Here is a 12,886-nt window from a genome sequence, read left to right as displayed (position 1 = left end):
AAGTGGTTTAAACTTTTTTAAATATTTAGGGCTCCCCTCTTCAGATGAAGAGGGGTGGGCCACCTTTGGTGGGTCGGGGAGTTTGACCCAGCCCATGCCCTGGGACTTAAACTCTAACATTTGTGTTTGACCTATGGTTTGGGTTTTCTAACCCTCCGCTCCCGATCAGAGATCGGGACCACCTCCCTTCATCACAAGGGAGAAACCTCTATAAATATTTAAAAAGGTTTAAACCACCTCACCAGGTCATACCGGTAAACTCAATAACCCTACCACGGCATGGAGAAGGTCTTTACAAAAGAAAAGCACTTTATCGCTTCTATCACGCCTTCCTTGATACCCAGGCCGGAATCCTTGATCCCTCCGAAAGGGGAGCTTTCTATGCGATAGCCCGGTACTTCGTTGATATTTACTGTTCCTGTACGGAGTTCCTTAACAAAGCGCAGGGCATATTCCATATTGTTGGTCACCACGCCGGAGGACAGGCCGAAATCGGTGGCATTGGCCAGGGCAACGGCATCGTCAATATCCTTAAAAGTAAGTATGGGTGCCAATGGGCCGAAAGATTCCTGCACGACCATCCTCGTGTTACGGGGAACCTTGTCGATCACCGTAGGCTCCACAAGAGCACCTCTCCTGTTTCCGCCCAGCAATACCTCGGCTCCTTCCGCAACGGCTTTCCCGACCACTTCTTCAAGATAGGCTGCGGCCGTATCGTCTATCACGGTACCCACCACAGTATTTTCGTCCGACGGGTCCCCGCAGGTATAGGTACCTGCTTTCTGAACAAAACGTTCTGTAAACCCGTCTTTGATCTTTTCGTGTACGAGGATACGTTTTACTGCGGTACAACGCTGGCCACTGTTCCGGAACGATCCTTCTGCTGCCAGTTTCACTGCTGTATCCATATGCGCATCCTCCATGACAATAAGCGGGCTGTTGCCCCCCAGTTCAAGGACCACTTTTTTGTACCCTACGGTTTCGGCGATCTTTTTTCCGACGGCCACACTCCCCGTGAACGATACAATGGATACCCTATGATCTTTGACCAGGGGTTCGGCCACTTCATCCGTTGGGCCCAGCAACACACTGAGCATATGCGGAGGCAATCCTGCTTCATACAGGGTTTCTGTCAGCTTGATAGCCGTAAGCGGGGTCTTTTCGGATGGTTTTAAAATCACGGGGGTCCCCGCTGCAATGGCCGGGGCTATTTTGTGCACCACCTGGTTCAGCGGGTGATTGAACGGCGTAATGGCCACAGCGAGTGGCAGGGGTTCCCTGATCGTAAATATTTTCCTGGACTTTCCATTCGGGGAAATATCGCAGGAGAAGATCTGTCCGTCGTCTTTCAGGGCTTCCATAGCGGCAAACATCAGCACGTCGTGTGCACGGTTGGTCTCATATCTCGCCTCGCGTATGGCAAGTCCGGATTCAGCAGTGATAAGCCGGGCAAAATCCTCTTTCTGTGCTTCCAGTAATTTCCGGGTCTTTTCCAGGATCTCATAACGTTCATACCTGCTCAGTACCTGCCCTCCGGAAAGCGCCGATCGTATGGCGGCCTCTACATCTTTTCCGGAAGCCAGGGCCACAGTGCCTACCTGCCTGTTGTCATAAGGATGAAACACCGGCATTTCCCCGGTCCCTTTTACGGGGTTTCCGGCTACATAGCAACAGGTCTGAATAACAGTTTTATCGTCTGTGATCTTATTCTCTGTATTCTTCATAAACATTGCCTATTGATTATTGTATTCCGTTTGTCGTAAAGTCAAAAACATCAAAATTCCTGGGGTCTCCCATGGCTTTTCGTTTGTATGTGGCATTTAGCGGGTGGGAGATCACCAGCGGTACCATTTCTTCATACCTGCCACCGTGGGAGCGTAAAGAACCATCCAGGGCGTTCAGGTCGTGATCGGCCGGGGTCCTGCCCAGTACAACATCCCTGCCGGAAAGTACCAGGAGATCGGCAGTCCTGTCCTCTGGCTGTTCCAGGATACGGCAGCCGGTTTCCCTGTCATATACTTCCGTAATACCAGGCTGAACAGCCAGCCAGTCCTTCACTTCATTTATTTTCGACTTGTCTTCCATATGCACCGCCACATACGATCCGAGTGCCCCGTGGTGTTTTACATAGGGATCGGTAATGGGGCAGATCACCCGAAACCCGTTCCCGAACTTTTCGGTGAGCATCGTTTCTATAAAACGTACATTGGGGGAACCGTCACTTTTGATCTTGGCGTTCATACCGTGATCGGCCGTGGCACCGATAACCGCCCCGAGTTCCAGCATTTTTCCGAACTCCGCATCCTGCGCTTCGTAAAAGGCCAGGGACTCTTCGGTATCGGGGGCATAGGTGTGCTGCATATAATCGGTGAGGGACAGGTAGAGAAAATCTGCCATCCCCTTTTCGATAAGGGCCGTTCCTGCGCGAAGAACAAACAGGCTGGCATCGGCGCTGTATATCGGCGGGGTTTTATGCCCTACGACCTCTTCCACTTTTTCTATACCATGGGTTTCCAGGACAGCCTGGTCGGCCTTTTCTGCTGAAAAAGCGATCCCTCCTTCCAGTTTGTAGGAAAGGATGTCACGGAGCTTTTCCTTGGCGGTGACCACTGCTACCTTTCGGCCGGCATTTGCGGCGGCTGCAAGGATCGTATCTGCCCGGAGGTATTTGGAGGAGTTCATCATCACTTCTTCGTCATTGACGGTATCGTAAAAGAAATTGCCACAAATGCCGTGAACTGCCGGGGACACCCCGGTTACGATAGATGAATTATTGACGTTGGTAAACGAAGGAAGCGCCCCGCGAACCATGCCTCTGTACCCCTGAACAGCCATTTTTTTCAGGTTGGGCATACGGTCCAGTGCCATGGTCGTGTCCAGGTATTCATCTGCAGAACCGTCCATACACACTACCACTACGGGCCTGGAAGGCGGCACATATTCTTTTCCGTTTACCGAGAATTTGTTCGTACTGATCTGTTTATTCATGATTATATTTATTGATGATTATTAAAATTTATTCTGCCATATGCGATGCCCGGACCGGTGTTTCTTCCACAGAGACACTACATTTCCTGTTATAGCACCTGGTCCTGAAAAAGAGAAGCGCCCGCACCCACAATAGCATACCGACCGCTGAGGCCCCATAGCTGAAATAGATCAACACCTGGGACCAGTTGAGCTCGGTAATAAAAAATTCCTTGTAAAGCAGGAGCAATACACTTCCCAGATAGCCCAGGGAATCGCATATGTAAATAAAGAAACCGGCGTTGCCCCGATAACGGAAAACTGCCAGCATCCGCTCAAAAAAGATGGTCTGTATGGGGGTATAGGCCATAAAAAGACATATGCCCACCAGCAACATCCATCCAAAAGGCGATAGTACACCGCTTTGATACAGGAAGGTACTGAGGCCACAGCCTGCAAGTCCTACAACGATCAGGGAAGCGGAGACCCAGAATCCGTAGACATTGTTTTTTATCAGGGAGATAAGCCCTATGATCAACAGCACTATGGCCCCGACGATGAGTTCGGTGACCGAGAGAATGCTCTTGTCCCAACCGGGGTCTATGACATCCCATATTTCCACCGAAAAATTATCCCGGAAATCGCGCATGGCCGTAAGCAGCATATAAATGATGGCTATACATACCAGCCCGGTACCGAAGTGCTTCAGTGCTGCTTTCTTCTGCGTATTGTTCATGGGTACCCTTTCCGTACGCAGCCGTTTGTCCTCTTCGCTCGGTTCCGGTATTACCGACAACATCCAGACAAAAAGGACGAACAGGGGCAGGAAAATGGCCCCTATCGCAAATGGCATCCAGAACTCACTGATAAATGGCATCCATTCCTGAACCTGCAGATAAATGGTCTTTAACAGGCCGGAAGCAATGATAACGCTGATACTCAAACCGAAAACAAGGACTTCCGTAAAGCGCCGCCCTTCGAGGAAACTAAAAACGATACCCCATACCATACCAAGCGGAAGGCCGTTAAAGAACAGGAATATAAAATTATAGGGATAAGGCACCGCCCCGAAACCGAGCAATGCCAGTTCGGCAAAGAGGATAAGGCATACGATCAGCCGGATGCGGGAAGCAGGCTTCAGTTCGGCAATAACTTTGATCCCTATAAACTTGGAAAGTGTATAACCAAGGACCTGTACAATAATTAAAACGGCCTTGTACTCCATTCCCCAGAGGTAAAGGTCTTCATAAACCCCGGTATTGAACGGTTTCCTGAAGGCATACATCGAAAAATATGCACCAAAAGAAGCCAGTATGCTCCAAAAGATGAACAGGGATTTCGGATATTTTTTTAATAGATCCTGTATATAGGACATGATTTTTAGTGTTTTTTATTTTGTGATCCAGTTACGAGTTACCGGTTGCGGGTTTAAAAACCGGTAACTCACAACCGGCAACTAAAGAAAACAATTTATGGTGTATCCGTTTCAGGTCTTTCCTAAAGACTGACCGGTGCGTCACCGGTGCAGATCCTTTCTATACTGTCTTGTGCATATGCGATACCGGCGGTCATTCCTTTCCCTCCTATGGCGGTACGGATAAATACATGATCGGAAACCGTGATCTCTACAATATTGTCGGGATGCTGCGGATAAAATCCTGCCCATCTGGCAGTAATGGCCGAAACATCGAAATCTGCAATGCGAGAGGCTTCCCGGAGGATCAGATCATTGACATGTTCGTCGAGGTCATAGCCCAGGTCGTCTGTACGGGTCACGTCCGCATAGTGATGGGAATCGCCTATGACAAAGCTGCCGTCCACCGCTTTTTTAAACAGGACATGAATGCCATGCTCCTGCAATTCCCTGTAATGGTCGGGTACCGGAATGCTTTTAAAAGAAGGACAATACTTTGCAAAACTCTCATACCTCCGGATAGTAAGCCCGGTGAGGATATTGCCCTCCAGGTCGATCGCGGGCATGGGCGATGTACGCATCATCTGTAATTTACTGACCTTTTGCCCGCTCCGGGCAAATATGTCCGGGAAGAGCAGTTTAAACTCATTCCCGTTACAGATCACCACCTTTTCGGAAATAAACTTCCGGTTTCCGCTTACCGCTACCTCCACTCCTGCCGATCCTTCGGTACAATCTGTTACCGGGCTATCGTACATGAGCTGAAATCCGGGAAAGTGTTGTTTCATATACTCATGTACCCTTAGGATCATCCTGCCGGGCTCTACGCTTATTTCCTGCGGGAAGTAAAGCGCTTCACGGGCATAGGACGAGCGTATGGCGGGGTATTTTTGCCCGATCTCTTTTTTGGTGAGCAGCTCACAATCATATCCTACCGTATCGTAATGGGCTTTCAGTTCGTGCAGCAGTTGTTGTTCGTCGGGGTCAGAGGCGATGTAGACACTTCCGTTGTTCCGCACGGAGATATCGAACTTTTGCTGGAGCTCCCGGTATACGCCGAGCCCTTTTACGCCAAATTCAAACCACTTTCCCTCCATTCCGGAGGGCACCACCTGGCCGAAATTACGAACTGTGGCCCCTACGGGATAATTGTCTTTTTCCAGCAGCAGGACTTTTAAGCCGGCATTCAGTGCGTGAAAGGCATGAAATGTTCCCAGGATGCCCCCTCCTACTACGATAAGGTCAAATTTTTTGGTCATTTGTTGTGTGCTATCGGTTAAATGCTTCTTTTACTACAGCGCCTCTCCATGCCTGCGGGGTTTTTAGTCCCAGTATCCAGGCTATGGTCGCTGCGGTGTCGTAAGTGATTATGGTATTTTCCAGTGTTTTTCCTTTGGCGATCCCGGGACCGGCTATGATCCAGAGGATCTCCACTTCCGTGAGGGTCTTTCCTCCGTGTCCCTTGTCGATACCTCCGTGGTCTGCCGAAACAATAACTATGGTCTCTTTTTCCATACCTGCTTCCTTTATGGCAGCCCGGATCTTTCCGAGACGGGTATCCACTTTTTTCAGCTGGGCATAATACTCCGGAGTATCATGGCCTATATTGTGGCCTGTTACGTCCGGTTCGTCAAAATGGACAAAGGTGAACAGGGGTTTTTGGGTCGTTATGGTCTGTATGGCAGCCCTGAGGGCAGCTTCATCGTCATCATCCGTAGGGATCACATCGTCTATGGCTTCTTTTTCGATGAGGTAGCCGATGCCACCCCAGCTATATATGACCGCGGTCCTTGCTTCGGGTTTCTGTTTCCGGATAACGCTGAAAATACTTGGAAAAAGGCCATATTCTGTTTTGGTTACGGAAGGTATCTCCGGCTTTTTGCTTCCCCATTCGGTATAGCCATGCATGGTGGGACCGGCTCCCATCAGCATGGAAGCCCAGTTTACGGCGCTGGACGACGGCAGTACCGATCGCGCTTTCAGGGTATGGGCTCCTTCGTTCATCATTTTTTTTAGATTGGGCATCTCCGCTTTCGGAACGGCATATGCTCCAAACCCGTCAAAGCCGACAAGCACCACGTGTTTGACTTCTTTGATCTGAGCGTTAAGGCTGATTGACAATATTAATAATGCTGCCGTAATAAAGTGTTTTCTCATCTTTAAGTTATTGGGTTTAGTTTTAGTACATGACAAAAATTCTGAAATCCGTTATTTTTTGACTTAGGACTTCAAGACATAAGACATGAGATATTAGACATGAGATTTTAGATTTATGGTTTATTTTATTTGAATGCTTTATGGAGCCTGTCCTGAGTCCTTCGATACTTCGACACTTCGACAAGCTCAGTGCAGGCAAGCTCAGTACAGGCAGGCTCAGCGCAGGCAGGTTCAGTACAGATAATTCAGTATAGTATTTACCGAAGGGCTTGCCCCGAGAGTCCCATTTTAAAGTCCTAAGTCTTACGTCTAACATCTAATATCTTCCTTTATTCCCTGATCAACCACATGACCTGGTCCCTGTCGTCTACTTCAGTACCGAACTGGGCTTTGAGGGCTGCCCTATAATTTTCGTGATTGTCCGTATCTTCTGCTGTGGGATATGCCCATCTCAGCGGAAATTTTTCTACATTGTTAATTCCGGAAAACTTATATTCAGGGACTCCTGTTCGCCGGTGCAGGAACCAGGCTTCCCAGTCCGAGTTCTCGGCAAAGGCCAGGTACATTTGCCGGTGTATCCGTCTTAGCCCTTCTTCTCCCGATTGATAAGGAGCCTTTTGGGCCAGGTAATTGTCAATATCCTCTGATACCACACCGTAAAACTCCATGGAAGTTCTTACACCATTGTTGTAATGGGTCTGCCCATCTTCGGTGATCCATCCCCGGTTGGCGGCCTCGGCAATGTTCAGTTCCTGTTCGGCATAACCCAGAAGTATGGACGGCTGCCCGACAAAATTTAAAAAACGGTCTGCATTGGGGTAAGAAAACTCTCCGTTGCTTTTCATGGCATTGTTCTCCTCCAGGCCAATAGAAATATCGGAACCTGCATAGGAATTAAAATCATTCCTCACTTCTTCCGGGTTATCCGGATTTGCTTTCACAGCTTTTGGCGTAGGGTCTGCCACTTTAAAAAGCCTGGGGTCTTCATATGCTTTGAGGAGGTCAATATACGTATCGGCGTATATCACTCCTTCCACGAGTATCTGGTTATTGGGGTGATAGGTCCCCCTGAAGCCATCTTCATCCCGGTGCGTGATCTGCATATTATCTGCCGGGCCGGTCATCAGGGGATATGCCGACGGGTTGGCTATAATCCTGGAAAAACGCCCTCTGACATCCACATCGGGGTCATTGGCTTTTGTACTTAACGAGATAAGCACGCGTATGGTAAACGAATTGATCGCTTTCTGCCATTGCACCGGGTCTCCGCCGAAATAGAAATCACCGTCTATGATTTCACCGGGATTGGCCTGGATATACTGCCCTAGTTCTTCATTGGCTTCATCGAGCCAGTTCAGGCATTGAATGTATACCGATTTTTGGGAGTCGTACTCAGGTTGCGGTACTTCGGCGCCTTTCATGGCATCTGATAACGGAACATCTCCCATTTCCCTGCTCATATCTATATAATAATATGCCCGGAGGAACTTAGCTAAGATAGCGTAAACAGGCCTGCCTGCCAACTCCGCCTCTTCTTCCATTTTGTCGATATTCCGTAATTTGTCATAATTAAAGCTATTGCTTCCGTAACGGTAGTTTACCGGAGGAGACACTCCCAGGTCGGCAGCTATATAATTGTGATATTGAGAATCCCTGTAAAGCCCGGAAAATGAGGACGACGGACCAGGGGTCACCTCGGTAAACAGCAGGTTTGGCTGTACCGATACAGGGTCATTGGGGTTCTCCCGCAGTTCATCATAATCCAGACAGCCGGTAACCATGCCTCCGAAAAACAGTAGAATCACAGATTTTATAAGGTTTGATGTTTTCATGACTTTTTGAATTAGAAATGTAAGTTTATGTTAAACCCGTATGTCCTTTGTGAGGGCATCTGCAGATCGGTATCTCCGGTACTCATGGTATAGGTGTCCAGGTCACCGTAGGTGTCGTCTTTGGTCCAGTACCAGAGATTTCGCCCTATGAGGGAAATGGAAGCCCGGTCAAAAAACGTTTTCTCCAAAAGGGAAGAAGGAAATGTATAGGTCAGGGACACTTCCCTTAGTTTAATAAAGGTTTTTTCAATGACATTGTTCTGCCAGGCTGCTTTATATCCTGTGGCCCAGGTCTGGTAATCCACTTTGTAATCGCTGGGGGCGAACTCCCGGGTGTCGGAAAGAACATTGCCCTCGGGATCATAGGCTATTTCCCCACTCACTATTTTTACGCCCGGTATCTGCATGGTCTTTGCATTTTCGCCATTGGCATAAGCCATATTGGACAATTCCCTTTCCGGGTGCACGGCATCGGGATGCGCTCCTGAGCGCCAGAGATCTCTTTCATAGCGATCGTAAGTAATGCCACCAAAACGGCCGTCCAGTAAAAAATTCAGTGATATATTCTTATAGGTCAGCGTATTGTTGACACTGGCTATAAAATCGGACTGGGTATTGCCTATCAGCCTGTCTGTATCGGTTGTTTTGGGCAGGCCGTTTTCCTGTATGACCAGTTGTCCGTCGGGAGACCTTTCCCAATCCGAATACCAGTAATTGTATAAACGTCCTCCCACGGGTGTTCTGCCTTCCCTTTCCTGAGGAGTACCGTCCGGAAGTGGCGGAAGCGACGTGAGGTAATCCCTTCCCCTGTCAAAATTAAAGAGGAGGTCCCATGAAAAATTGTCTGTTCGTACCGGGGTGGCGTTTACCGAAAAATCTATTCCTTTTCGCTGTGTGGTCCTTCCGTTCAGGCGGATACCTTCATATCCCGAAGCGCGGGAAAACCGCTGGTTAAAAATCCCCGGACCATAGTTGTTTTCATAATAAGAAAAATCAAATCCGAACCTGTTATTAAAGAACTTGGCCTCTATACCGTATTCGTAAGAAGTGTTAAAGGAAGGTTCAAGGTCGGGATTATCAATAATATCCGGATAAGTTGCTATCGGAAGGTTACGGTATCTATCTCCCGTATCATATGAATTTACAGCATCGTAAATATCAATATCTCCCCCCACTTTTGCATAGGCAGTCCTTAATTTTAAAAAATCTATGGTTTCCGGGAGGTTGAATATGTCACTCAAAACCGTGCTAAAATAAACTGACGGATAGAAAAAAGTATCATTTTTTTCCGGCAATGTCGAAGATTTGTCTACCCTTCCTGTTACTCCGAAATAAAACCAGTTTTTATAGGCCAGATCTACCGAAGCGTAGCCGCTGTATACTCCTTTTTTGAATTTTTCGCTTTCCGGGGTGACCTTGTCCACCGAGTTGTCCAGTTTAAACACTCCAGGGACCACTAACTGTGTAGTAGTCGCATAGCTGCTGTTATACCGGTAAAACCTCTGGTTCCCTCCAAGCGTGGCATCGATGGAAAAATCATCGTTAAAGAATTTATCGTTATAAGTGATCAGGAAATCGGTATTGGATTCGAAAAGGTTATCTTCGGAATGCCTGTACCGGCCTCCCCTGTCCGGAATATCGTAATCATACAGGTCTACGGCGATTTCCTCGTCATCTGTCCTTGCCCAGACATTCAGGTTGGTCCTGATATAGGCATTGACCTTGTCACTGATCTTATAATTTAACTTTAAATATCCCAGGACATCGTGTTTTGTGTAGGGCTTTTTCCAGGCGTGGGCCATGGCATAGGGGTTGTTATACCTCCAGTGTTCCACAAAATCCTGGCGAATACCTTCTTTACCAGGTTCCCAGACGTGTTTAAAATCCCGGACATCGAAATGCGCACCGCCCCAGATTGCCAGCGTGTAGATGGGTGAATGCGGTCCGTAACTGGCCCGGGGCCTGTTATCCGAATATTGATAGTCGTATTGCAGGGAACCCTCCAGGGATACCTTATCCGACATGTTGATCAATCCGCGGATACGGGTCACGTTGATATCCAGTTTGGCCCCGGGCAGCGATGCCTTGGAGTGTTTGTAGGTATTGGATATGAGCAGGGAACCTTTTTCGCCATTGCTCTGCACGGTGACGTTTGTAGAACTCACCAGCCCCGTTTCCATAAAGTGTTTTAAATTATTGGTACTCCTGGCTACCCAGGGTGTAGGGATACGCTCGCCGGTCTCAGGGTCTATCGGGGAATCGTATTGGGCAACAAGCCTGCCGTCGAACTTAGGGCCCCAGATAGAATAGTCAAAATCATTGATGCCTCCGCCGCCGGCTGAGCCGGTGCCGAAACTGTATTTACCGGCATTACCCGGGCCATACTCGTTCTGCACTTTGGGAATACGGATAAACCCGCCCTGAAAAGTGGTTGATGAATTTACCGAAACCGTTACCCCTTCGGGAGCAGAGGCGCCGGATTTTAAGGTGATCTGCACGGCCCCGTTAATCCCCCTTGAACCGTAAAGGGCAGAGGCCGATGCCGCTTTCAAAACGGAAATACTCTCAATATCATCGGGACTGATATTCCACATATCGGTATCGGTAGGTACTCCGTCTATAACAATAAGGGGTTCTTTTCCGCGGAGAAAAATACCGGGGTCGGAAAAGAAGTCATTACTGTTTGTAACGGTCAACCCCGCAACTTTCCCTGTTAAAGATTCCACCACATTGGGAGCTATGGCCTTTTGCAGGGACTCTCCTTTTACTTCCTGCACGGCATAGCCTACTTTTCGCTTTTCTTTTTTAATCCCTAATGCTGTGACCACGACTTCGTCCAGCCGGGTATCCGTACTCTTTAGTACTACTTTAATATCGGTTTGGTCACTTACGGTAACTTCACGTGGCTCGTAACCTACGTAGGTAATGACCAATACATTTCCCGGAGCAGCCTCGATGCTGAAATTCCCGTCAAAATCGGTCACTTCTCCCTGTTTGGTCCCTTTAATAAGGACCGTGGCTCCGGGTAAAGGAATCCCCTGTTCATCCGTAACCACACCTTTTACGGTTTGCTGCATGATACGGACTGTTCTTTCGATCCGGGAGACCTCTTCAGCGGTTTCCATCCCCCGGCCCGGAAGTGTTCCTGCAAGCAGTAACAGGCCCAGGCATCTGATCTTTTTTGCTTTCATTGGTTTATTAGGTTTTAGTTAATTGGTTTAGCAGCACATTCAATGTGGAGTATTGAAAATCAGTTGTTTTACTTATGTGAATAATTTTTGACTAAATTATATATAAATTTTCATATAAGTAAAATATTTTTACAATAAATAGTTATCAAATTGTTAATTTCAAGTAAAGTCGAAAGCGATATATGGTCTTAATGTAAAGTCTCGGGAAGGTTACGCCCCTTAGCGCGGCAATCCTGTTACATTGGGGAAAACTCCGGATTTTTCCCTATAAACAGCAGATATTATTGGGTGTATTTCGGTGAATAACCTTATTTTTGTTCAAAACATTAATTCTATGCTTAAAGCCGGAGTTCTGGGTGCCGGGCACCTGGGAAAGATTCATCTTCGATTGCTTAACCAATCCGATAAATACGAATTGGCTGGTTTTTACGACCCCAATCAGAAAAATGCACAAAAAGTAGCCAGGGAATTCGGGTATACCTCTTTCTCTTCCATAGAAGAACTGATCGATGCCGTAGATGTGGTGGACATTGTTACCCCCACCCTTTCTCATTTCGATTGTGCTAAGAAGGCCCTGGAAAAAGGCAGGCACATCTTTGTAGAAAAACCCATAGCCAAAACGGTTGCGGAGGCCAATGAGATCATAGCACTTGCGGAAAAATACGGCGTAAAGGGACAAGTGGGCCATGTGGAGCGGTTCAACCCTGCTTTTATGGCGGTACAGGACAAGATCAGCAACCCCATGTTCATAGAGACCCATCGCCTGGCGGAATTTAACCCGAGAGGGACCGATGTTCCGGTAGTGTTGGACCTTATGATACACGATATCGACATTATCCTCAGCCTGGTCAACTCCCCGGTAAAAAACATCAATGCCAGCGGGGTATCGGTGATCAGCAATTCCCCGGATATTGCCAATGCCCGTATCGAGTTCGAGAATGGTTGTGTGGCCAACCTCACGGCGAGCAGGATCTCCCTGAAGAACATGCGCAAGTCCCGTTTCTTCCAGAGGGATGCCTATATTTCGGTAGATTTCCTGGAAAAACAGGTCGAAGTGGTGAAGATGAAAGACGCCCCGAAAACCGCCGATGAATTTGCACTTATCCTGCAAAATGCAGAGGGCGTTAAAAAACAGATATACTTCGAAAACCCAAAAATATCCCTGAACAATGCCATTCTCGACGAACTGGAGACTTTCGCCGATGCCATAGCGAACAACACTACTCCTGTCGTTACCCTCACCCAGGGCAAAGAAGCCCTGAAAGTGGCCCTGGAAGTCATTGCGAGTTTCTGATCCCGGCTACTCCCGGAAGGCATATACATTA

Annotated in this window: 8 protein-coding genes; 1 reads left to right on the top strand and 7 read right to left on the bottom strand. The window is 47.9% G+C overall.

Annotated elements, in window-relative coordinates; all coding sequences use genetic code 11:
• Positions 1-269 precede the first annotated feature (269 nt).
• The 7 genes from phnY to KN811_RS03290 all read right to left on the bottom strand — a co-directional run bounded on the left by phnY (position 270) and on the right by KN811_RS03290 (position 11,561).
• On the bottom strand, positions 270-1,724 hold the full coding sequence (gene phnY / locus KN811_RS03320; protein ID WP_216334660.1) for a phosphonoacetaldehyde dehydrogenase: 1,455 nt from the start codon (positions 1,722-1,724) through the stop codon (positions 270-272).
• A 16-nt stretch (positions 1,725-1,740) separates the two neighbouring features.
• Positions 1,741-2,988 (bottom strand): phosphonoacetate hydrolase, encoded by a 1,248-nt coding sequence (gene phnA / locus KN811_RS03315; protein ID WP_187967486.1) that lies wholly within the window; start codon positions 2,986-2,988, stop codon positions 1,741-1,743.
• A gap of 28 nt (positions 2,989-3,016) precedes the next feature.
• A complete protein-coding gene (locus KN811_RS03310; RefSeq protein WP_187966889.1) occupies positions 3,017-4,342 on the bottom strand; it encodes a DUF5690 family protein in 1,326 nt (441 codons plus the stop codon).
• 122 nt (positions 4,343-4,464) lie between these two features.
• Positions 4,465-5,640 (bottom strand): TIGR03364 family FAD-dependent oxidoreductase, encoded by a 1,176-nt coding sequence (locus KN811_RS03305; RefSeq protein WP_187966890.1) that lies wholly within the window; start codon positions 5,638-5,640, stop codon positions 4,465-4,467.
• A 10-nt stretch (positions 5,641-5,650) separates the two neighbouring features.
• Entirely contained in the window at positions 5,651-6,538 is an 888-nt protein-coding gene (locus KN811_RS03300) for an alkaline phosphatase family protein (protein ID WP_187966891.1), read from the bottom strand.
• A gap of 329 nt (positions 6,539-6,867) precedes the next feature.
• Complete coding sequence (locus tag KN811_RS03295) at positions 6,868-8,370, bottom strand: SusD/RagB family nutrient-binding outer membrane lipoprotein (RefSeq protein ID WP_187966892.1); 1,503 nt, start codon at positions 8,368-8,370, stop codon at positions 6,868-6,870.
• Between the two features lie 11 nt (positions 8,371-8,381).
• Complete coding sequence (locus tag KN811_RS03290; protein ID WP_187966893.1) at positions 8,382-11,561, bottom strand: SusC/RagA family TonB-linked outer membrane protein; 3,180 nt, start codon at positions 11,559-11,561, stop codon at positions 8,382-8,384.
• A 334-nt stretch (positions 11,562-11,895) separates the two neighbouring features.
• Between KN811_RS03290 and KN811_RS03285 the strand changes: the two genes are divergently transcribed.
• The gene (locus tag KN811_RS03285; protein ID WP_187966894.1) at positions 11,896-12,855 is read left to right on the top strand and encodes a Gfo/Idh/MocA family protein; all 960 of its coding nucleotides are present in this window, start codon (positions 11,896-11,898) and stop codon (positions 12,853-12,855) included.
• The last annotated feature ends 31 nt before the right edge of the window (positions 12,856-12,886 follow it).

Source organism: Sinomicrobium weinanense, from assembly GCF_018863395.1.
GTDB classification, from domain to species: Bacteria; Bacteroidota; Bacteroidia; order Flavobacteriales; family Flavobacteriaceae; genus Sinomicrobium; species Sinomicrobium weinanense.
This window is presented reverse-complemented; position numbering and strand designations above follow the sequence as displayed.

Bases quoted from the DNA above. Each gene is read 5' to 3' on its own strand.
- phnY (WP_216334660.1), bottom strand. From the start codon at position 1,724: ATGAAGAATACAGAGAATAAGATCACAGACGATAAAACTGTTATTCAG.
- phnA (WP_187967486.1), bottom strand. From the start codon at position 2,988: ATGAATAAACAGATCAGTACGAACAAATTCTCGGTAAACGGAAAAGAA.
- KN811_RS03310 (WP_187966889.1), bottom strand. From the start codon at position 4,342: ATGTCCTATATACAGGATCTATTAAAAAAATATCCGAAATCCCTGTTC.
- KN811_RS03305 (WP_187966890.1), bottom strand. From the start codon at position 5,640: ATGACCAAAAAATTTGACCTTATCGTAGTAGGAGGGGGCATCCTGGGA.
- KN811_RS03300 (WP_187966891.1), bottom strand. From the start codon at position 6,538: ATGAGAAAACACTTTATTACGGCAGCATTATTAATATTGTCAATCAGC.
- KN811_RS03295 (WP_187966892.1), bottom strand. From the start codon at position 8,370: ATGAAAACATCAAACCTTATAAAATCTGTGATTCTACTGTTTTTCGGA.
- KN811_RS03290 (WP_187966893.1), bottom strand. From the start codon at position 11,561: ATGAAAGCAAAAAAGATCAGATGCCTGGGCCTGTTACTGCTTGCAGGA.
- KN811_RS03285 (WP_187966894.1), top strand. From the start codon at position 11,896: ATGCTTAAAGCCGGAGTTCTGGGTGCCGGGCACCTGGGAAAGATTCAT.